General features: G+C 68.7%; 13 protein-coding genes. 11 read left to right on the plus strand and 2 right to left on the minus strand.

The features are described from left to right. The first annotated feature begins 72 nt into the window (after positions 1-72). The 9 genes from WMF44_RS17350 to WMF44_RS17390 all read left to right on the plus strand — a co-directional run bounded on the left by WMF44_RS17350 (position 73) and on the right by WMF44_RS17390 (position 19,673). On the plus strand, positions 73-3,165 hold the full coding sequence (locus WMF44_RS17350; protein ID WP_437300222.1) for a DUF3427 domain-containing protein: 3,093 nt from the start codon (positions 73-75) through the stop codon (positions 3,163-3,165). Positions 3,166-3,714: 549 nt separating this feature from the next. Continuing rightward, a complete protein-coding gene (gene brxE, locus WMF44_RS17355; protein ID WP_437300223.1) occupies positions 3,715-4,338 on the plus strand; it encodes a BREX-6 system BrxE protein in 624 nt (207 codons plus the stop codon). Beyond that, entirely contained in the window at positions 4,335-5,141 is an 807-nt protein-coding gene (locus tag WMF44_RS17360; protein WP_437300224.1) for a DUF1819 domain-containing protein, read from the plus strand. Before brxE ends, WMF44_RS17360 begins: the two co-directional genes overlap by 4 nt. Then, positions 5,138-5,776 (plus strand): BREX protein BrxB domain-containing protein, encoded by a 639-nt coding sequence (locus tag WMF44_RS17365; RefSeq protein WP_437300225.1) that lies wholly within the window; start codon positions 5,138-5,140, stop codon positions 5,774-5,776. Before WMF44_RS17360 ends, WMF44_RS17365 begins: the two co-directional genes overlap by 4 nt. 8 nt (positions 5,777-5,784) lie before the next feature. After that, positions 5,785-9,411 (plus strand): BREX system P-loop protein BrxC, encoded by a 3,627-nt coding sequence (gene brxC / locus WMF44_RS17370; protein ID WP_437300226.1) that lies wholly within the window; start codon positions 5,785-5,787, stop codon positions 9,409-9,411. A 3-nt stretch (positions 9,412-9,414) separates the two neighbouring features. Then, positions 9,415-13,380, plus strand: coding sequence for a BREX-6 system adenine-specific DNA-methyltransferase PglX (pglX, locus tag WMF44_RS17375; protein ID WP_437300227.1), 3,966 nt, complete (start codon positions 9,415-9,417; stop codon positions 13,378-13,380). Then, entirely contained in the window at positions 13,373-16,243 is a 2,871-nt protein-coding gene (gene pglZ / locus WMF44_RS17380; protein ID WP_437300228.1) for a BREX-6 system phosphatase PglZ, read from the plus strand. The genes pglX and pglZ overlap by 8 nt, the downstream gene beginning before the upstream one ends. After that, positions 16,240-17,550 carry a BREX system ATP-binding protein BrxD gene (gene brxD / locus WMF44_RS17385; RefSeq protein ID WP_437300229.1) on the plus strand — a complete coding sequence of 437 codons (1,311 nt, stop codon included), beginning with the start codon at positions 16,240-16,242 and terminating at the stop codon, positions 17,548-17,550. Before pglZ ends, brxD begins: the two co-directional genes overlap by 4 nt. A 20-nt stretch (positions 17,551-17,570) precedes the next feature. Further along, on the plus strand, positions 17,571-19,673 hold the full coding sequence (locus WMF44_RS17390) for a DEAD/DEAH box helicase (protein ID WP_437300230.1): 2,103 nt from the start codon (positions 17,571-17,573) through the stop codon (positions 19,671-19,673). Here WMF44_RS17390 and WMF44_RS17395 read toward each other — a convergent pair whose 3' ends face one another. Next, positions 19,674-19,952, minus strand: coding sequence for a hypothetical protein (locus WMF44_RS17395; RefSeq protein WP_437300231.1), 279 nt, complete (start codon positions 19,950-19,952; stop codon positions 19,674-19,676). A gap of 49 nt (positions 19,953-20,001) precedes the next feature. Between WMF44_RS17395 and WMF44_RS17400 the strand changes: the two genes are divergently transcribed. Both WMF44_RS17400 and WMF44_RS17405 read left to right on the plus strand, forming a co-directional pair. Next, positions 20,002-21,237 carry an AAA family ATPase gene (locus tag WMF44_RS17400; RefSeq protein ID WP_437300232.1) on the plus strand — a complete coding sequence of 412 codons (1,236 nt, stop codon included), beginning with the start codon at positions 20,002-20,004 and terminating at the stop codon, positions 21,235-21,237. Continuing rightward, positions 21,234-21,947, plus strand: coding sequence for a hypothetical protein (locus WMF44_RS17405; RefSeq protein WP_437300233.1), 714 nt, complete (start codon positions 21,234-21,236; stop codon positions 21,945-21,947). The genes WMF44_RS17400 and WMF44_RS17405 overlap by 4 nt, the downstream gene beginning before the upstream one ends. A gap of 174 nt (positions 21,948-22,121) precedes the next feature. Here the strand turns inward: WMF44_RS17405 and WMF44_RS17410 are convergent, their stop codons facing one another. Continuing rightward, on the minus strand, positions 22,122-22,415 hold the full coding sequence (locus WMF44_RS17410) for an AAA family ATPase (RefSeq protein ID WP_437300234.1): 294 nt from the start codon (positions 22,413-22,415) through the stop codon (positions 22,122-22,124). Positions 22,416-22,562: the final 147 nt, after the last annotated feature.

A 22,562-nucleotide genomic window follows, 5' to 3' on the forward strand; every position in this document is an offset into this window, starting at 1 on the left:
GAGCGGCGCTGCGGCGAGCGACCGGTCGAATGCCGCCTGGATGTGCGCTCGCCTGCCGTAGACTCGCTGGCCATGACGGCGAACCGGCGCGGTCTCTACCAGGATCTGATCACGGAGGCGCTGGCGTCCGGCCTGCGCGAGCTCGACGCCAGCCTGGAGGTCCGCACCGCGGCGCTCCGGGCCGCTGAGGCCGCCGACCGTATCGCACTGCACCTGGGTCGCCTCGTGCAGCGCGCCCTCTCCGGCGTGCCCGATGCGGAGCGTGTGGCCGTCGGCGTGGGTCTGGCGCGGAGGCTCGTCGAGCAGATCGACCAGGTGATCGCCGGCGCGGAGCTCCAGCCCGAGGCGCCCGTCGAGCCGGCGACGGTGCTCCACGCCATCGTCGGGCGCCAGCCGGACGGCAGGCCGGAGACGATCCCCGAGCCGCTCATCCCGCTCCTCGACACGGCGCTGCTCACCAACGCGCCTGGCGAGCCGAGGGTAGGCCACCAGCTCCTGACCGAGGTTCGCTCGGCGGACCGCATCGACGTCGTCATGGCGTTCGTCCGCCGGAGCGGCATCGCCCCGCTGCTCGAGGCGCTCCGCGTGCACTGTCAGGCGGGCCGCGCGCTGCGTGTGCTGACGACTACGTACACGGGATCGACCGAAGCGGCGGCGCTCGAGGCGCTCCGCAAGATCGGCGCCGAGGTGTGCGTGTCGTACGACACGGGGACGACCCGCCTGCACGCGAAGGCCTGGCTGTTTCATCGCGCGTCGGGCTTCTCGACTGCCTATATCGGCTCTTCCAACCTGACACACACCGCGCAAACGAGCGGGCTCGAGTGGAACGTTCGCGTGTCCGGCGCCCGCAACCCGGATGTCGTCGCCAAGGTCGCCGCCGTCTTCGAGAGCTACTGGAACAGCGGCGACTTCGTGCCGTACGACCGCGCGGAGTTCCTGGAGCGCGTCGATCAGGCGACGAACGCGGCGCTACCGGTGATGCTCGGCCCGATCGAGCTCCGCGCCGAGCCGTTCCAGGAACGTCTGCTCGAGCAGATCGCGCTCTCCCGCGAGCGCGGGCATCACCGCAACCTGCTGGTATCGGCGACCGGCACCGGCAAGACCGTCATGGCCGCCATCGACTACGCCCGGCTCCGGGAGGCGCTCCCCCGCGCACGCCTGCTCTTCGTCGCGCACCGCGGGGAGATCCTGGAGCAGAGCCTCGCGACGTTTCGTCACGGCCTGCGCGATCATGCCTTTGGCGAGCTGTGGGTCGGCGGCCGTCACCCGCGGCGCTTCGAGCATGTCTTTGCGTCGATCCAGAGCCTCTCGGCAGCAGGGCTCGATGACCTGGATCCGGCCCATTTCGACGTGGTGATCATCGATGAGTTTCACCACGCCGCCGCGCCGTCGTACCGCGCGCTGCTGGAGCGCGTGCGTCCCGTCGAGCTCCTCGGCCTCACGGCCACGCCCGAGAGAAGCGATGGGCTCCCGCTCCTCGGCTGGTTCGATGACCGGATCGCCGCAGAGCTGCGGCTCTGGGACGCGATCGATCAGCACCGGCTCGTTCCGTTCGTCTACTACGGCATCCACGACGGGCTGGACCTGCGCGATGTGCCCTGGCGTCGCGGGCGCGGCTACGACGTCGATGGCCTCTCCAAGCTGCTCACCGCCAACGACGTCTGGGCCCGGCAGGTGGTGGCCCAGCTCGCCGCGCATGTCGATGACACGCGAACGATGCGGGCGCTCGGATTCTGCGTCAGCATCGAGCACGCGCGGTTCATGGCGCGCGTCTTTCGCGAGGCCGGCGTCGCGGCGAGCGCGGTGTGGGGGGACAGCGCCGATGACGAGCGGCGCGCGGCCCTCGCCGATCTCGGCGCGCGGCGGGTCAACGTTGTCTTCTCCGTGGATCTGTTCAACGAGGGCATCGACGTCCCTGCGGTCGACACGCTGATCCTCCTGCGCCCGACCGACAGCCCCACGCTCTTCTTGCAGCAGCTCGGGCGCGGCCTGCGGCGCAGCGCCGGCAAGACCGTTTGCACGGTGCTCGACTTCGTCGGGCACCATCGGCGCGAGTTCCGCTTCGATCGCCGCTTCGCAGCCCTGCTCGGCGGGAGCCGGAAAGAGCTCGTTCAGCAGATCGAAGGCGGGTTCCCGTTTCTGCCCGCGGGCTGCCACATGGAGCTCGACCAGAAGGCATCGGAGCTCGTGCTCGAGAACATCCGGCAAGCGGTGCCGTCGGGGTGGACGGCCAAGGTCGACGAGCTGCGGCGGCTCGCCCGCGGCGGCGACGTGAGCCTTGCGCGGTTCCTCGAAGAGACCGGGCTCGAGCTCGAGGACGTCTATGCAGGGCAGCGCTCGTGGTCAGACCTCCGTGGTGACGCCGGGCTCCCGTCGCTCGGCGTAGGACCGCACGAGCAGGTGCTGCGGCGCGCGTGCGGGCGGCTGCTCCACGTCGACGACTTCGTGCGGATCGAGGTGGTTCGCCGGCTGCTCGCGTCCGACGCGTGCCCCGATCCCGGGGCGATGAGCGTGCGGGAGCGCCGCCTCCTGCGCATGCTCGTCGCCACCGTGGCCGATCGCGCCATCGACAAGGCGACCACCCTTGCGCAGGCGTGCGCCCTCGTCTGGGCGCACCCCCAGGTGCGCGCGGAGCTCGTCGAGGTGATGGACGTGCTCGCCGCCCGCGTGGGCCACGTTCACCGGGGGCTCGCGACCCATCCGGACGTGCCGCTCCAGGTGCACGCGCGCTATTCGCGCATCGAAATCCTGGCGGCGTTCGGCGTCGGGGGCAGCGCGAAGGTCGCGCCCTGGCAGACAGGAGTGTACTGGGCGAAGGACGCCCGCGCCGACCTGCTCGCGTTCACGCTCGACAAGACGAACGGGCAGTTCTCGCCGACGACGCGCTACCGCGACCGTGCCATCAACCGGCAGCTGATCCACTGGGAGAGCCAGTCGACCACCCGCGCCGAGAGCGAGACGGGGCAGCGCTACCAGCAGCACGAGGCGCTCGGCACGGCGGTGATGCTGTTCGCGCGGCTGCGCAGCGACGAGCGGGCGTTCTGGTTCCTGGGGCCGGCGAGCTATGTGCGGCATGAGTCGGAGTTGCCGATGGCGATCACGTGGCGGCTGAAGCATGCGCTGCCGGGGGACCTGTTCGCGTCGTTTGCGGCGGCGGTGGCGTGAGGGGAACCTTGTCCGCTTCTGCGGACAAAGTGCGCGCCTGCGGTGCACCTAAGTGAACCACCCGCCGGCTCTCGTCTCGGCATTGCCCGGAGATTGAGCTGCCGCGGGAGTCTGATCCACAAGCAGGTCGTTCCGGGCGGGCCATTGGCGAGACGCCTGGAACGGTCATGAAGGCCGGTCTTCCTCACCTCGGGACGCAGCGCGAGGCGAGCGAGATCTGTTCGAGGGCAGACGAGGGCCAGCCCTGTCCAGTTGCCCACTTCGGCCGTGCGCATGCCCTGGGGACTGCCGTCGATCAGAAACAGCCTTACGGAGCGACCCGGCACTACACTGCCCTCCTCCCATTGAGGCTCTTCTTCCGCAACTCCATCCCATCGAAGCGCAGGACCATCCGATATGCGTTGATCGGGTGGCAGCGGGTGGGAAACTCCGCGCTCCCGTCCCACCGGCGCGACGCCGGCAGGTGGACGCCGGGCAGCATCGTCGCCTCGGCAGTCGCGATCAGCTCGGTCGGCTCTGGTCGATGGTGACGACGTGGCACCGGGGGCGATGCTAACGAACCTTGATCAGATCGGCAACCTGCGCGTAACGTCGACCGTCCGCATGGCAACCCTGGTCCCCGATGAGACGCTCGACGCGATCCTCGCGATGCAGGTGACAATCGCGTGGGCGGGTGAAGGTCGTTGCTCGCCGCGCCGCCTCGGCTGGTGGGACACGGATCTGATCGATGACGCGGGCGGCGGTGACCTCTTCGCGCGGCTCCTCCCGCAGACGCATGTCTGGGCGTCCCTCGAAGCGGTGCGCGAAGCGGCCCGGCGGACCGACGCGAAGGCGCGCGCCAAGATGGCCGATCCCGACAAGCTGCGGACGCTCTACTTCCTCGGCTTCGAGCTCGACGAGCAGCTCGGAGATCGCTTCGCAGCCCACAAACGCTCGGGGCGCCCGCCGGCCGAGGTCCTGCTGCTCCCGCTACCCCTCACCGCCGACTTCGCCAAGGAGAAGCTCGTCTCGGCGCTCCAGGGAGGCGACGCGGCGTTCACCACGGTCCCGGGCGGCCGGCAGCTCAAGGGCAAGCGGCCCGACGCGACCGACGTGCTCGTGAGGCGCCTCGGCGCCGCGCTCGTGCCGCTCGCCGAGCAATACCCGCTGCCTTTTTACAAGCTGGAGGGGTGACCGCCAGGGTGGAGGCCGTGACGATCGCGACAGACCCCACGGGCGCGCCGGCCGAGCGCCCTGCCGAGGCGACGGATATCCACACGCGCATCCTGCGCCTCGCTCTGGGGATCGAGGACTCGCGCGCGTACTGGGAGCACATCGACCCCGCCGTGCCTGCCGTCGAGCGCGCCCTCCTCGCCTTCGAGCAGCGGTGGTTCGGGAGCAAGAGCCTAGAGCGCGTCCGCTTCCTCCTCTCGAGCTTCGTGCACCGCTACGACACCTTCCCGGAGGCGCTCGGGGTGCTCCGGCGGTGGAACGCGATGGACGCCTCGACGAGGCAGGTGATCTGCCACTGGCACCTCCAGCTCTCCGACCCGCTGTACCGGCGATTCACGGGGATGTTCCTCGTCGAGCGCCGGGCCCTGCGGGACCCGAAGGTGGACCGGGACATCGTGCTCCGGTGGGTGAAGAACGAGTTCCCCGAGCGGTGGTCCGCGGCGACCTGCGTGCAGTTCGCGAGCAAGCTCCTCTCGGCCGCGTCCGAGGCGGGTCTCCTCTCGCCGAAGCGCGATCCTCGGGCGCTCCTCCTGCCCAAGGTGCCCGAGCTCGCGCTCGCTTATCTGCTGCACCTCCTGCGAGGCGTCCGCTTCGCCGGGACCCTGACCGAGAACCCCTATCTCGCGTCCGTGGGCCTCGTGGACGGCTTCCTCGATCAAAGGCTCCGCGCTCTTCCGGGCATCCAGTTCCGCCGGATGGCGCATCTCACCGAGTTCGAATGGGAGGCGCCGACCCTCGGCGCCTGGGCGGAGGCGACGCTGTGACACAACCGCTCTTCCAGCAAGACTCGCTCGACGAGGCCGTCGCCGCGCTCCGGCGCGACCTGCTCGCCGCCGACGGCCCCCAGATCAGCACGATGCGGAATTACCGCTTCGCGATCCTCCCGTATCGCCCCAAGGACGAGTTCAAGCTCCGGCGGCTCATGCGCGGCCTGACCGACGAGCTGCGCGCCGAGGACTGGGGGGTCCTGCCCATCTCGCTCCAGAGGCTCCTGCTCGATCGGATCCGGGCGACAGGGGAGGCGAACGTGGCGGCGCTCATGAGCCGGGAGAAGCGGCTCCACGAGAAGAGCCCCGAGCGAGCGCTGGAGTACCTGCGCGACAAGATCGCTCCCCACATCGAGGGGCCGAGCGGGATCGCCGCCGACGTGGCGAAGCTCATCGCCGACTTCGCGCAGCAGAACCCGGATCGCGAAGGCCGTACCCTCGTCCTCCTCGGCCGCGCCGGCGCGCTCTATCCCTTCTTTCGGTCCTCGGCGCTCCTCAAGCATATCGACGGCAAGACGAGGAACATCCCCGTCGTGCTGCTCTACCCGGGCGAGCGCAAGGACACGACAGCGCTCTCCTTCATGGGCGAGCTGGACGCCGACCGCGATTACCGCCCCCGCATCTACCCGTGAAGGCTGCCATGAAGATCCGAGACCTCTTCGTCGCCAACGTGACCCGGGACATCCCGCCGGTCGTGTACTTTCATGAGCAGTCGCCCGCGAAGCTGCAGGCGGAGGTGAGCGAATACATCATCACGGGCGGCTACCGCGAGGACGACCCGCGAGCGCGGCGGGTGAAATCAGGCATCCACGAGCAGTTCGTGCACCTGCTCCGGGGGATCTCGCACGAGCTGGCGAAGAAGAGCGGCCCCGAGCTGCCGGCGTCCTGGATATCGGGCTTCTACGGCTCCGGTAAATCGAGCTTCGCGAAGCTCCTTGGGCTCTCCCTCGACGGCGTGGTGCTCCCCGACGGGACGCCCCTTGGGTCCGCCCTCCTCCAGCGGGACGACTCCCCCCGGAGGGACGAGCTTGTCGAGGCGTGGCACGCGCTCGCGAAGCACGTGAAGGCGCCGATGGCCGTCGTCTTCGACATCGGCGGCGTGGCCCGCGACGGCGAGCACGTGCACTCGGCCGTGCTCCGCCTGGTCCAGGCGCGGCTCGGGTACTGCTCGAAGAGCAACCTCGTCGCGGACTTCGAGCTGCGCCTGGAGCGGGACGGCGAGTGGGAGACCTTCGTGCAGATCGCGAAGAAGACCCTCGGCAAGGACTGGAAGGCCGCGAAGGAGGAGGAGCAGGCCGACGACCACTTCTCGCACGTGCTCCATGTCATGAAGCCGGACCGCTATCCCGATCCGACGAGCTGGATCGACAGCCGGGCGGGCGCGCGGACGGGCGCGGGCACGAGCGTCCGCGAGGTCGTCGAGGCCATCGACGCGATGGCCCACAATCGCGCGGCTGACAACACGCTGTTCATCGTCGTGGACGAGGTGAGCCAGTACGTCCACCAGGACGAGAGCCGGATGCTCAAGCTCCAGTCGTTCGTGTCGGAGCTGGGCCAGCGGCTCAAGGGGCGCGTGTGGCTGTTCGCGACCGGCCAGCAGAAGCTCGAGGACCAGGCGGAGAGCAACAACCTCGGCAAGCTCAAGGATCGCTTCCCGACGCACCTGCGGGTGCACCTCGGCACGACGAACATCCGCGACGTCGTGCACAAGCGGCTCCTCAAGAAGAAGCCCGAGCTGGAGGGCACGCTCCGGGACCTGTTCCAGAAGCACCGCGGGGACCTGAAGCTCTACGGCTACGGCTGCGAGGAGATCACCGAGGAGGATTTCGTCGAGGTCTACCCGATGCTCCCCGGGCACATCGACCTGCTCATGCAGGTCACCTCGAACCTCCGCACGCGCTCGACCCGCGTGCAGGGGGACGACCACGCCATCCGCGGCCTCCTGCAGCTCCTCGGCGAGCTGTTCCGGGAGCAGAAGCTCGCGGACGGCGAGGTGGGCTCGCTCGTCACGCTCGACGCCATCTTCGAGGTCCAGCACTCGGCGCTCGACGCCGACGTGCAGACGACGCTCGCGCGCCTCTTCAACGACCCGCAGGTCCGCGACGACGCGCTCGCCCAGCGCGTCGCCAAGGCGGTCGCCCTGCTGGAGCTGATCCAGGAGCAAACGCCGACGATGCCGCCGCTCGTGGCCGCCTGCCTCTACGGCCGGCTCGGCGAGGGCAACCGCGTTCAGCCGGTCACGGAGGCGCTGGAGAAGCTCCGCTCGCTGAGCCTGCTCTCCTACTCCGAGAAGCACGGGTTCAAGATCCAGAGCTCCGCCGGCCAGGAGTGGCAGCGGGAGCGCGACGATATCGGCGTCACGCAGGAGCAGATCAGCAAGATCGCCCAGGAGGCGCTGAAGAACCTCGTGGGCTCGATGCAGGAGCGCCTGCGGTGGAAGGGGCGGCCGTTCCCGTGGACGCTCTGGTTCTCCGATGGGCGCCACGCCCACGACGTGAAGCTCCAGGACGCCCGCGAGGACTCGACCGTGGCTGTCGACTTCCGCTTCCTCGGCAAGAAAGAGGAGCGGGCCTCCTCGGTCTGGGTGCCGAGGAGCGACCAGGACCAGCTCCGGAACCGCCTTGTCTGGGTCGTCGGCGAGTCGGGGGCGATCGAAGATCACGCGCGGCAGCTCGCCCGCTCGGAGCGGATGCTGGAACGCAACCGGCCCCGGCGTGAGTCCCTCAGGCCGGAGAAGCTGCGCCTCCTCGCCGAGGAGGAGGCGCGGTTCGACGAGCTGGAGGCGCGCGTCAAGGCCGCGGTGGCCGAGGCCTTCCTCGAAGGCTCCGCCTACTTCCGCGGGCAGCCGCTGCGTCCCCGGGACGCCGGGAGCGCGTTCGGCCCGGCCCTCTCCAGCATGGCCACGCGGCTCCTCCCCGACCTGTACCCGCACTTCTCGGAGATCGCGATCTCCCCGACGGAGCTAAGCCAGCTCCTGGAGAAGGAGCTGACGGGGCCGTCGACGAAGTTCATGGACGGCGGGCTCGGCATCCTCTCCCTCGACGCCGGCAAGTACGTCGCCTCGTGCGCCGGGCTCTTCCCGACGCGGATCGCCCAGGAGATCGCGCAGCACGGGGGGCTCTCCGGCCAGACGCTCGTGGCCACGTTCGTGAGCCCGCCGTACGGGTACGCGCCCGATCTCGTGAAGGCGTGCTGCGCCGGCCTGCTGCGCGGCAAGAAGGTCCGGATCCGCACCGAGCAGGGCACCGACATCAAGTCGCACCAGGATCCGGGCGTTCGCGACCTCTTCAAAGGCGACCGGGACTTCCGGCGGGCCGAGTTCTTCCCGGCCACGGAGGGGGACGTCACGCAGAAGGATCGCATCGCCATCCGGAAGCTGTTCGAGAAGTACCTCCAGGTCGACCAGGATCCCGAGGACGAGCCGATCGCCGACACCGTGTTCCTGCACTTCCCGGCGTACCGCGAGCGGCTGAGGGAGCTGGAGCGGCGCTTCGACGCGCTCCCGGGGCGTCCGACGCTCCCGCAGGCGCTCCAGAAGCTCGGGCGCGCCCTCGAGGACTGCTGCCGCTCGCGGTTCGTCCAGCAGACGGTCGCCGAGGTGAAGCGGAACCTGGATGTGCTCCGCGATGGCCTGGAGCAGCTCGGGCTGCGCAGCTCGGAGCTGACGCCCGGCGCGATCGAGACGGTGAATCAGGCCGCGCGCATCCGGGATCACGAGCTCTCGCAGCTCCGCCAGATGGAGGAGCTCTCGGGGATCGAGGACGACGCCGCGGTCGTGGTGAATCACCTGTCGGCCGAGCTCCCGTGGCGTGAAGCGAGCCAGCTCAAGCCTGCCCTCGACCGCATCCGCGCCCGCTACGTCGAGGTTCGCCGGGGCCTCCTGAACAAGCAGAACGCGCAGGCCGAGGCGGTGAGGGGCCGTGTGAAGACGCGGCCGGGCTTCGCGCAGCTCAACGCCGACCAGGCCCACCGCGTGCTCCGGCCGGTCGCCGAGGTCCTCGTGGACACGACGGCGGAGGCCATCTCGCCCACGCTCGTCGAGGTGCGGGACCGCTTCGCGAGCCGCCTCCAGCCCGCCGAGGAGCTGGCGAACGACCGGCTCGACGAGGAGCTGAGCAAGGAGACCGATCGGCAGGTGGTCAAGGTCGAGACCCACCTCCGAGGCCGCGAGGTGGCCAGCCGCGAGCAGCTGCGCGCGGTCTTCAGCGAGCTGGAAGACCGCATCGGCCCGCTCCTCGACAAGGGCGCTCGCGTACGGATCGTTTGAACCATGCCGCTCACCCCCGAAGCCAAGAAGCTCCTCGCCGAGACGATCCGAGGGACGGCGCAGGACCCCGAGAAGGGCATCCGCGCGCGGCTCCTCCGCGCCATCCACGACGAGGCCGACCGGCGCTACCGGCTCGCAGTGTCCATCGGGGACGCCGGCCTCGACGAGGCCCACCGGAGGCGCCGGGAGCGCATCGAGGCGTGGATCGACGAGCGCGCGCGGGCTGCGAAGCCGAAGAACAAGGCCGAGCTGAAGGCGACGAAGGAGCGCCTGCTCGCCCAGGCCGAGAAGGAGGCGGCGGCGACCGCCGTCAACCGGCTCGTCCTGCTGCGCCATCTGGAGGCCCTCGGGCTCTCCAGGCCAGGTGTCGTCACCGGAGGGTGGAACAGCAAGGGATACCGCGAGTTCCGCGAGTTCGCGCCCACGCTCTGCACCGACGGGACGACGGACGCGACGGAGGGGTATGGGACGCTGCTGGAGCTCGTGTTTGATGAGCTGGCGATCGACCTGCCCGGCGTGTTCGGCGAGGTGGGGTTGACGCGGCTGTTCCCGATCCCGGCGGCGACGCTGCGGGACGTGATCGAGCGGCTCGACGCGCCGGGGCTCGCGTCGGCGTGGACCGACGACACCACGCTCGGGTGGGTCTACCAGTACTGGAACGACCCGGACCGGGAGGCGCTCGACGCGAAGATCAACGGCGGGGGGAAGATCGAGCCGCACGAGATCGCGTCGAAGACGCAGATGTTCACCGAGCGCTACATGGTCGAGTGGCTGCTGCAGAACAGCCTCGGCCTGACGTGGCTGGCGATGTGCAAGAAGCGAGGGTGGACGGCGGAGGCCGAGCGTGTCCTGCCGGTGCTCGATGCGCGCAGGGCCGAGTGGCGGAAGAGGAGAGAGGCCGGGGAGGTGGCGCTGGATGCGTTGATGCCCATCGAGGGGGAGCTGGAGGAGCACTGGAAATACTATGTGCCGCAGCCGATCCCCGACGATGCGGTCGAGAAAGCGCCGGAGTCGGTCCGGGCGATCAAGATCCTCGACCCCGCTTGTGGAAGCGGGCATTTCCTCGTGATCGCGTTCGACCTGCTCGCTGCGCTCTACCGCGAGGAGGCACGGCATCTCGGGACGACGGTGACGGACCGCGAGATCGCGGAGTCGATCCTGGAGAACAATCTTTATGGGATCGACATCGATTCCCGAGCTATCCAGATCGCGGCGGCGGGGCTGTACCTCAAGGCGAGGTCGCTCGCGAAGGCGGCCCGGCCGAAGAGGGTCAACCTTGTCGCGCCGGTCCTTCAGCTGGGGAACCTGCCGGCCGACGACCCCGCGATCGTGGCGCTGCGGAGGGATTTGAAGCGCGACGTGGGGATCCCCGAGGAGCTGACCACAAGGCTTCTCACATCGCTGGCCGGTGTTGATTACCTCGGCTCGCTGCTGAAGGTCGACGCCGCCGTCGAGGAGGCCATCAGGGACGTCGAGCTGGAGTTCGAGCGGAGCCACGGCCAGGGGGATTTATTCCGCGGGTTCCCGGCGCAGCAGGTGAAGCTGTCCGTTGGGGTAGCAAAAGCGACGGTTCTCGAGAAGCTGGAGCAGTTCCTCGCGAAGCACTCGAAGTCGGGGGATCTCGGGCTTCGCCTCGACGGAGAGCAACTCGCGGCCGGGGTCCGGTTCGTGAGGATGGCGAAGGAGGGCACCTACAACATCGTGATGGGCAATCCGCCGTACCAGGGGCTCTCGAAGACCAACTCGCTCGGGTACGTCGTGGCGACGTACCCAAAGGGCAAGGCGGATCTCTATGCTGCGTTTCTGGAGCGAGGGCTGGAACTCGCACGACCCGGGGGAGCGTCGGCGCTCCTCACCATGCGTGGATGGATGTTCCTTGGCCAGTTCGCCGAGCTCCGCAAGCATCTCCTGAAAACGAATGACCTCAGATCCATCGGTGACTTCGACCGCGGCGCCTTCGATGAGGTGCCCAACGAAGTGTTGGCTGTCTGCATCCCCATCTTCCGTCGGGCGCCCCATCCACGGGTCGCGAGCGTCGCCATGCAGCCAACTCCACTGGATGACAGATCCTATGATCGCCAGCGGACGAACCGAAAACGGGCGGCTGTTCTGGTCCACGTCGGACGCTATGAGTTCGACCCGCGTGGGTTCGAGGTCATCGATGGCGAACCGATCGTCTACTGGTGGAGGAAGGAATTCCTCGATCAGTATGGTAAGGCGCCGAAATTGGGACAATTGTTCCCTATCAGAAAGGGCGTTGTTACGGGGAACGACGTCAGGTTCACGAGGCTTGCGTTCGAGACTGGAATAGGAAGCGAGCGAAAGTGGCTACCGTTCGTTATGGGCGGCAAGGACGCCGCGTGGTTTGAGTCAGCGCGAACCGTCATCAACTGGCGATATTGCGCTATTGAAATAGAATGCTTCGCAGAAGTGTCCGTCAGTGTTCGCCTAAGGAATCCAGCGATTCATCTACGAGGCGGAATCGCGTTCTCTCAAGTGGGGAACACGTTCAGGGCACGCGCACACCGTGTCCCCAGCATCATTGGCAATAAGGGATCATCCGTACTAGTCGACAACACCGAGGACTTGGTCTGTCTCCTCAATAGCGCCACCGCAAAAAAAGTTGCACAGTCACTGAATCCAGGCATTGGTTTTGAGCTGGGCGACGTCGAGCGAATTCCTGTCTTTCGAATTCATCACTCCGACCAGATCTACAGGATAATCAACCGCGCGTTCACCGACCACGAATCCCACCGCGAACCCTCCGTCGAGTTCCGCCGCCCCGGCCCGTCCCCCTGGCGCCACGCCCAGGACTGGGCCCAGCGCGCCGTCGATCGCCCGGAGGGCTCCCCCCTCCCTCCCTACGAGCCCGTCCACGACCCGCCCGCCCCGGAGGCCCCCGTCTCCTTTGCCGTCGGCGTTGCCCTCGGTCGCTTCGAAGCGAACGGCCAAGGCATCCTCGACGTAGCGCCCGCAGGTTCGCTGCCGAGCGGCATAGTCTTCGTTTCGTCCGAGGGAGGTGACAGCGTTGACCAAACTCCCTGTGCGCCAATCATTGCGGCATGGAAGGAGCACGGAGCACCTATCGGCGAGGGTGACGATCTCCGGACCTACCTCCGCAAATCGTTCTTCGACTACCACCGTAAGCTCTACGAGAACCGCCCGATCTACTTCCCGCTATCCTCAGCGAAGAAGAGCTTCGTCGCCTGCATCTCGATCCACCGCTGGGCCGACGACACGCTCAACGTCCTGCTCGCCGATCATCTGGTGCCAACGAAGCGTCGCCTCGAAGGCGAGCTGGACGACCTCCGCACCGCGCGTGCCTCCGGAGCCAACAAGGGCAAGGCCGAGCGGCGTTTCACCGACGTGCAGAAGCTCGTCGAAGAGCTGAACGACTTCATCACCAAGGTCACCGAGATCGCCGAGAAAGGCCCGCCGCCCCCGGACGACAAGACACCGAAGCGCGAGGTCGACGCCCGCTACGTCATGGATCTCGACGACGGCGTGATGGTGAACAGCGCCGCCCTCTGGCCGCTCCTGGAGCCGCAGTGGAAGGACCCGAAGAAGTGGTGGAAGGAGCTGGCGACCGCCCAGGGGAAGAAGGACTACGACTGGTCCCACCTCGCGGCCCGCTACTTCCCGGCGCGCGTGCGCAAGAAGTGCCACGACGACCCCTCGCTCGCCGTCGCCCACAAATGCTTCTGGGAGCTGCACCCCGCGAAGGCCTACGCCTGGGAGCTCCGCCTCCAGGACGAGATTCGCCCCGATTTCATCATCGACGAGCCCGCCTCCAACGCGGCGCGCGCCAAGTTCCTCGCCGAGCACGACCGTGAGGCGCGCGAGATCCTGGCCAAGGAGCTGAAGCGCCGCGAAAAGAAGACCGCGGCGTCGGCCACAGCAGACGACGACGGCGGCGCGGGTCCGCTGTTCGAGCAGGACGAGAACGCCCCGGAGGAGCCCGATGACTGAGCCACGCGACCCCTCCACGACCGGGCGTGGCCCGGTCTCCGCCGCCATCGAGCAAGAGGTCCTCGGCGAGCTCCGCCGACAGGGGATAGTCGTCTGGCTCGACAAGGACGCCCACTACACGCGCCTCGTCGACGACCTCGCGGCGAGGCAAGCCAGGGGCGAGTTCCCGTTCCCCGTTGTCGGCTTCCGCGGCAGCTTCCTCGACCTGCTCTTCCACCTGGAGCACTTCGGGAGCGGGCTCGACAAGCAGCCGCTCCTCATCCACATGCCGGGCTTCAACGAGGACACGATCCGCAAGACGCCCGTCCTGGAGCTGTACGAGCCGGGCGTCCGGTTCCGGAAGGCGCTCGACACCTTGATCCGCGAGGCCGCCGCCGCGTGCCTCGCCCCCGCCGAGATCGAGAAGCTCGTCGCGAAGCAGCCCACGCTCGAGGAGGCCGACGCCTGGCTCACCTCGGCCGTCTCGCAGAGCACCTTCGGTCTGGCCGCCGCCCTCGACGAGTTCGGCCCCCGGATGCTCGCCGAAGCCCTCGCGCAGCCCGGCGCGCTCGCGCCCCGCGTGTCGGGCCCCGAGGAGATGGCGACCCTCCGGAGCTACATCCACAAGCTCACCGGAATGGACAACGCCTGGGAGGCCTTCTACGCGGGCGAGCGAGAGGCCAGGGAGCTCGACCGGCTGCTCCACCAGCTCGTCGGCTGGGTGCTCGCGGTCGAGTACGTCAACGACCTCCGGCGCCCCGCCCACGACGAGCACCTGCGACGCCTCCGGAGCCTGTCGGCCCCGCTCGTGAAGGCGTGCGGCGACCTCGCGGCGCAGCTCCGCAAGGACAGCGCGGAGGCCTACGCCCGGATGGCCGATGAGGTCGAGGGCTTCCTCGCCGACGAGCTCGCGGCGATGACCCCGGACGACCTCGGGCAGATCGACACGTTCCAGGAGGAGGAGAACCGCGTCCTCACGGGCGCTGTCGACGCGCTCCGCGCCGGCGCGTGGTCGAAGGCGAAGGCCTGGTGCGAGGTGCGCCAGGGGGATCGGTCGTTCTGGCTCCAGCGCGACCAGCTCCGGCGGTGGGCGTGGAGCCTCGTGGCGGAGGCCGCCGAGTTCGGGGAGACGCTCGCGCGCCACCCGAGGCCGTTCGAGGGCGCCCGCAGCCTCGATGAGGCCGTCGAGCGGTACGCCGCGTCCGCCTTCGAGGTCGACCGAGCCCACCGGCGGTTCGAGCAGCGTCGGCTCGCTCTATTGGACTCGCGCCTGCCGCACTACGGCGCCCTCCGCGAGGTGGCCACCGAGCTGCGACGCGCCCACCGCGCCTGGGCCGACCAGCTCGCGAAGGACTTCGCCGCCCTCTGCAAGGAGCACGGCTTCCTGCCGTCCGCCGACCTGCGGCAGCGGAGCCTCTTCGAGCAGGTCGTCCACCCCCTGACGCTCGCGAGCGAGAAGGTCGCGGTCTTCGTCATCGACGCTTTCCGCTACGAGATGGCGACCGAGCTCGTCGAGGAGCTGAAGGGCGCCGGCACCGTCGTCGACCTGAAACCCCGGCTCGCCGAGCTGCCGACGATCACCGCCGTGGGGATGAACGTCCTCGCGCCGGTGGCCCAGGGCGACCGGCTCACCGTCGCCGGCAGCTTCCAGGGCTTCAAGACGGGCGAGTTCACGGTGCGCAATCCGGAGGATCGCGCCCGCGCGATGGGGATGCGCAGCGCGGGCAAGCCCGCCCTCCGCCTGACGCTCGCCAAGGTCTGCGAGGACAGCACGGCGGCCCTCACGAAGAGCGTGAAGGCGCACCAGCTCATCGTTGTCCACTCCCAGGAGATCGACGACGCGGGCGAAGCGAACGTCGGACTCCCCACGTTCGAGTCGACGCTCCGGCAGATCAAGGCCGCCTGGCACCACCTTCAGCTCGCGGGCGTGAAGAGCTGCGTCTTCACGGCGGACCACGGCTTCCTCCTCCAGGACGAGACGACGGAGGTCCGACCGTTCGGCAAGAAGAGCGATCCGCAGCGGAGGCACGTGCTCGACGAGCACCCCCGCGCCGAGGCCGGCATGGTCAACGTGTCCGTCTCGTCGCTCGGGTACGAGGGGATCTCGGGCTACCTGCTCTTCCGGGACGACACGGCCGTCTTCGCGACGGGCAACGCCGGCGCCTCGTTCGTCCACGGCGGGAACAGCCCGCAGGAGCGGGTGATCCCGGTGCTCACGGTGACGAGGAAGCGCGCCGAGCAGGCCGGCTACGCGGAGTACGCCGTGGAGGTCGAGCCCCAGGACGACGTGGTGGGGCTCCACCGGCTGCGCCTGCGGATCGGCTTCGCCCGGCAGACGACGACGAGCCTCGGGTTCGCCGCGGCGCGGGCCGTCGATCTGGCGCTCCGGGTCCCCGACCGCCCTCAAATCCGCGTGATCATCAAGGACGTGGCAGGGCCGTCGTCGCTCAGGCCCGGGCGCTTGCAAGTGACCGTCGGCGAGGCCTGGACGGAGGTGTTCTTCGGCCTCGAAGGCCCCGCCGACGAGCGCGTCCGCGTCGAGGTGTACCACCCGGACAGCACCGAGAAGGTCCACGGCGCAACGCCCGACCGGTGGTACGCGGTGAGCGGCACCTCCCGCGGGACGAAGCCGCCCACGATCCCGCCGCCCGCGCCGGAGGGGTGGGCGAGCACGATCGCCGACGAGGGCATCCGCAAGGTGTTCCTGCACATCGAGAAGCACGGCGTGGTAACGGAGCCGGAGGTGACGAACCTCCTCGGATCGGCCCGCGCCTTCCGGAGGTTCTCGCTGGAGTTCGAGACCCACTTGCCTAAGCTCCCCTTCAAGGTGCGGATCGAGCCTGGAGAAGGCGGCAAGCGCTACGTGCGAGAGGGTGACCGATGACGAGCCAACGAGACCGCGAGCACATCTTCGAGCGCCTCCGCTCCGGCGTCGTCCCGGAGCGCGGCCTGGAGGCGTTCGCCGTCGGCATCGAGAAGCAGCGGGCGGAGATCGGCCGGCTGCTCGACCTGGCCAAGTCGGGCGAGGGCGTCTTCAAGTTCCTCCGCGGCGGCTACGGCTGCGGCAAGACCTTCATGGCCCGGCTCGCGTTGCTCGACGCGCAGGCGAGGGGATTCGCCACGAGCTTCGTCGTCGTCTCGGACAACGACCTGCACTTTCACAAGTTCGACGACGTGTACCGGAAGGTCGTCCAGGAGCTGGGGACCAGCTCGTGCCCGCGGGGCGCCCTGGGCGACATCATCGACCGCTGGATCGCCAAGGTCGAAAACGCGCTCATCGACGGAGGCGCCGACGAGCGCGCGCCCGACTTCGATCAGAAGGTCCAGAAGCGGATCGAGGAGGAGATCACCTCGATGACCGGCGGCAAGGCGCCCGAGGATCTCGGGCGCGTGCTGCGCGAGGTCTTCAAGCTGAAGCAGGCGGGCAAGGTGCGCGAGGCGGGGGCGCTCCTGTCGTGGCTCTCCGGCAGCGAGAACGTCAGCGCGTCCGAGAAGAAGGCGGCAGGCATCAAGGGCGACATCGCGAGCAAGGACGCGATGGCGTACCTCCAGGGCGTCCTGGAGATCGTCAAGGCCGCCGGCTACAACGGCCTGGTCATCGTCATCGACGAGGCGGAGACGATCCTGCGGATGCGCCAGGACGTGCGCGGCAAGTCGCTGAACGGCGTCCGGCAGATCATCGACGCGGCCGATCGCTACAAGGGGCTGCTCTGGATCTTCACGGGCACGCCCGAGTTCTTCGACGCGCGCCGGGGCGTCGCGGGGCTGCAACCGCTCCACGATCGCATCCAGTTCCTGAACGAGGGCGGTCTCGTCACGATGCGCCAGCCGCAGCTGGAGCTGAAGCCCTTCGACAAGGGCCGCCTGAAGGACGTCGGCCTCCGGCTCCAGCAGCTCTACCCGATGGGCGACCCGAACATCGTCGCTCAGAAGGTGACGCCGGAGCGGATCGAGTCGCTTGTCGACGAGGTGAGCCGGGGCTTCGGCGGAGACGTCGGCGTCGTTCCACGTCAGTTCCTCCGCCGGCTCGTGAACCTCTTCGACACCGTGGCGGAGAACCCCGACGCATCGCTCCCCGAGCCGCAGCCCACGGTCGAGGAGCAGCGCGCGTCGGAGGGAAAGAGACCTTACGAATACCAGCCGGAGCCCGACGACGAGAAGGGCTATCCGGTGGCATCCGTGGAGTTTTGAGCGGAGGACTGCGGTCACACATGACGGCGTTCGCGCGCTTCCCCGCCCGCCTCCAGCAGGCCATCGTGTCCCGCCTGGGCTGGATCAGCCTGCGGCCCGTCCAGGAAATGGCGGGCGAGGCGATCCTCGACGGGAAGAACGCCGTGGTGCTCGCGCCGACAGCCGGCGGAAAGACGGAGGCCGCGATGTTCCCGGCGCTCGCGAGCCTCGTCGAGCGCGAGCCCGAGGGCGTGGGCGTCATCTACATCGCTCCGATCAAGGCGCTCCTCAACAACCAGGAGGAGCGCCTGGGCACGTACGCCGAGATGGTCGGGCTCCGGCGCTTCGTCTGGCATGGCGACGTCACCGATCAGGCGAAGCGGCGGTTCATCAAGGAGCCGGCGGAGATCCTCATGACGACGCCGGAGTCCTTGGAGGTGATGCTCGTCTCGCCGAAGTCGCCGGTGCAGCGACTGTTCAAAGAGCTCCGCCTCGTGGTCATCGATGAGATCCACGCGCTCGCAGGGACAGATCGCGGCGCCCACCTGATGTCTGTCATCGAGAGGCTCGCTCCGTCGAGCCAGAACGACGTCCAGCGCGTGGGGCTGTCCGCGACGGTGGGTAACCCCACGGAGATCCTCGCGTGGCTTGCGGGCTCGTCCAGGCGCGATGGCGTCGTCGTCGATCCGCCGAAGATCCCGGCCAAGCGGGACCTCTTCGTCGGCTTGCACGACAGCGTTGCGGGCCTGGCCGTGGAGGCTGCGGCTCGCGCTTCCGGGAAGAAGAGCCTCTTCTTCTGCCCGTCGAGGTCGCTCACAGAGAGCGTCGCCGAGCGGATGCGCGGGCGGTCCATCGACGTGTTCGTTCACCACAGCTCCGTATCGCTGGAAGAGCGCAGGGCTGCGGAGGAGCGGTTCGCGCATGGGACGAACGCCTGCATCGTCTGCACGTCCACCCTCGAGCTGGGCATCGACGTCGGCGACCTCGACCTCGTGTTCCAGGCGAACGCCCCGAGCTCGGTCTCATCGTTCATGCAGCGCATGGGGCGAACGGGCCGCCGGGCGGGTACCGTCGCGAACACGACGTTCCTCTGCGAGGATCCCGAGGCCGTGCTCCAGGCGGTCGCGCTGATCGAGCTGGCCCGGGAAGGCTGGGTCGAACGGGTAGCCAAGCACGAGCGGTGCTGGCCGGTGCTGGTTCACCAGCTCCTCGCCATGACGCTCCAATATGGCGCAATCAGCGCCGAGCGCTGCTGGGAGCAGCTCGAGAAGACCCCCGATTTCCGGTCGATCACGCGGACCGAGTTCGACGAGGTCGTCGGGCACATGAAGGAGCAGGATTTCCTCTTCGAGGCGGGAGGCCTGCTGTCCATGGGACAGAAGGCCGAACGGGCGTACGGCAAGAAGAACTTCATGGAGCTGTACGCCGTGTTCTCGTCGCCGGTGCTCTACCGTGTCGTGACGGGTGCGGGGCGTGACCTCGGATCGCTCGAACAGGACTTCGTGGATCGGCTCGTGGAACAGATGAGCTCGTTCCTGCTCGGCGGCCGTGCGTGGACCGTCGAGCGCGTGCGCCACGGGGACCGCGTCGTCGTCGTTCGCGAAGCGCCGGCCGGCGTGAAGCCGAGCTGGGGCGGGTTCATCCCGCAGCTCCTCGGGTTCGAGCTGTGCCAGAGGATGAAGCGGGTGCTCACGGAGGCCGTTCGCTACCCGTACGTCGACGAGCGCGGGATGAAGCACATCGAGGAGAAGCGAGCAGATCTGGGCGACCTGCTCCGGCGAGCGGGCCACGCGGTGCAGACCGACGGCAGCGTCGCCCGCTGGTGGACCTTCGCGGGAGGCCGTGTGAATCACACGCTCAAGTACGGGTTTGAGGTCGCGGAAGGTTGGAAGGTCGTTGCCGACAACTTTCAGCTTCGCATCGAGGGTGACGGGATCGGTCACGAGAGCGTTCGTGGGACGATCGGCAGGATGTCGTCATCGGCCTTCTGGGACGCACCCGAGTTGCGCCAGGCCGTGCTCGCCAGGTTGCCGGGCTACCGGCTATCGAAGTTCCAGGACTGCCTCCCCGAGAGATTCGCGTTGGAGGTCGTCGAGAGCTTTCTGCTCGACATCGCGGGGACGGTGCGGTGGCTGGCGGTGTAGTCAGCATCCACACGGTCGTCGCTTTTCGAGGTCGACGCTGGCGCCGGTCTCCGTGAGGTTCCACAGGAGCGCGAACCACGGCTTCTTCGCGCCGGAGGCAGCCGCCTGCGCGGCGGTCTCCGAGGAGGCCTGCGACCCGCGGTCGCTCGCCGCCCCGTCCTGCGAGGCGCTCGACGCCTCGTCGAACGCGGCGAACGGATCGTCGGCGGCGCTCCGAGCGATCGGCCGCTGCGCAGCGTGTGGGGGTCCTGGGCCCGTCCCGGTGGCTTCGGCGTGCATGAGATCTGGACGACGAACCGTATCCGCGCGATAGACGGCGAGCGCCGCCATGCTCGAGAAGATCCGCATCCAAGGCTTCCGCGCGCTCAAGGACGTGGAGATCTCGCTGCCTCCAGGCAAACCGCTGGTGCTGATCGGCGAGAACGCCAGCGGCAAGAGCTCCATCCTGGATGGTGTCGCGATGATCTGCGCGGCCGCGGGCGGGCGGGCCGGGCGGGCGATCCTCGATCGGGGCGGATGGGCCGCTGTCGCCTGGGCCGGGACGAGCACCGAGATCGAGCTGCTTGCCCGCTTCTCGGAGCGCTCGCCCGTCTTTCAGCGGGAGAGGGCGCCGGTCGAATACATGATCCGCTTCGGGAGCGTCCGGGCGAGCCCTACCGTCCTCGACGAAGAAGTCCGGGTTTACAAAAACGGCTTCGAGCAGCGTCCGTTCATCGCGCTGAAGGGCGGCGCCGCGTCCTGGGCGGCCAACGTCCAGACGAGGAAGAACGATGTCGTGGCCCCGGTGGAGTCGGACAGCGCGATGCTCACGAACTCCAGCCTCGCGGCCATCTCGGACGAGGTGCGTTACCCGACGCCGATGCACGTCAAGGAGGCACTGCAAAGCATCGCCTTCTATCCGTCGTTCGCCCTCGGCGCCGCCCCCGACGGCGTTGAGGGCGCGCACGAGCCCATCGGCGCTCGGCCCGTCGAGCGGACGCGCCGCATCAAGCGGTCTGGGCGCGACCTCCTCAACGCGCTCCACACCCTCTCGCAGGAATACCCGGACACGTGGAGCGCGCTGCTCGCCGACCTGCAGGCCGTCTTTCCCTGGTGCGAGGAGATGCGATTCCCTCCCGGGCCCGGCCGAGGCGTGATCACCCTGACGTGGCGTGACAAGCGCTCGGGGGCGACCCTCTACCTCGACGACATGAGCGAAGGCATGCGCGTCTACCTGGCGCTGCTCGCCGCGCTGCACGCGCCGGACAGCCCCGCGCTGATCGCGTTCGATGAGCCGGAGCGGAGCCTCCACCCCAGGGCGATGCGGCGGCTCGTGAAGGTGATGGAGTCGCGCGCGGAGAAGACCCCGATCCTGGCGGCCACGCACGCCGACCGCCTGCTCGATCACCTGGAGGACCCCGCCGCGTCGCTCGGCATCACGCGCTTTTCGAGCGACGCCGGCGTCACCGTGGAGACGCTCGACGGCGAGCTGCTCGACGCCTGGCTCAAGGAATATTCGCTGTCGGAGCTGCGCGCCCGAGGCATGCTGGAGTCGCCTCCTCGAGACGGGACGTCCGTGTCGTGAGATCGATCGTCATCGCCTACGAGGACGACTACCACGAAGAGCTGCACCTGCTCGTCAAGGCCATGCGCAGAGACCGTGGTCTTCCCGAGATGATCGTGGAGGGGAGACCCGTCCGCGGCACCGGCAACTTCGTGCACGAGGCGCCCAGGCTCCTGCGGACGCCGCTCAAGCAGACGAAGCTCCCGCCCGATCGCGTCGTTTGCCTCGCGGACGCCGACAGGCCGCAAAACCTCGTTCCGGGCGCGCGGCCAGCGTCCGCCGGAGGGGACGGCGCAGCGCTGCACCAATGGGTGATCGCCTTCGAGGCGTCATGGAAAGACCACCTCGTGCGAGAGTCTGCGCTCTCGGAGGAGAAGTCGTCGAGGTTGTACGTGCGCTGTATCCGCTGGAACAAGGAGAGTCTGCTCGTCGCGTGCCCCGACGCCCTCCTCGAGCACGCCGAAGGTCGCCGCGAACAGGTTCAAGCGCTGCTGGACAGGTGTGTCCCTCCTCCGGCGACGCTCGGCGCCGAGGAGTTCGCAGTCCAGTACCGCAAGCCGGCGGAGTGTCTGGACCGGGTATTCCAGATCATCTCCGAGCGGCGCTATAAGAAGGGGCGCGACGACGAGGATCTCCTGCGCGTTCGGATCAGGCCAGGCCCGGCTCGACGCGCCGAGGTGCTGAGCCGCTGCCCGGATCTCGGTCGCCTCCTCGACGTGCTCGGGCCTTGAGCTGGGGCCGAGCAGCTCCGCCGCGAGCTGCGCGCGGCGACCGTATGGGTGGGGTCCGCGTCGATGTGCGCGACCAGCCCTGTCGAGGCGCTGGCGTTCTGCCTGCGAAACGCCTTCACTTCGCGAGGGTAGCTCGCGACGACATAGCCGTGACGACGAACTGCGCGCGATCACTCACCGTCCCACCCGCGCGCGAGATACACCGGGAAACCAGCGCCGGAGCTCACCCTGCTCCGCGACCAGCGCGCGGATGCCCCACAAGGCATCGATCACCGAGGACTTGCCGGACCCGTTCTCGCCGAGCAGCAGGGCGAGCTTCCCCGGCTTCCATTCGAAATTGACGAGCGTGCGGAAGTTGTCGATGTAGATGCGCGTGATCACGACGTCTCCAGGTACAAGGCCGCCGCGCTCGAGTCGGGCGATCTCGCGCACGGGCCAGCTGAGCGGGCTGAGGGGACTCGTCGGCATGGCAGCGGACGTTCCTGTACCACGAAGCCTCCGAGATCGGACCCTCGCCAGCGGTTCGACGCGGCGCGGTCTGTCGCGCCTGACCGAGCCGCCCGGCCGTCGTCTGGTCGAAGCACGTCCTGTCGTCGCTCCGCCGGCGGACCTTGG

This window comes from Sorangium sp. So ce426 (genome assembly GCF_051475585.1).
GTDB lineage: Bacteria > Myxococcota_A > Polyangia > Polyangiales > Polyangiaceae > Sorangium > Sorangium cellulosum_B.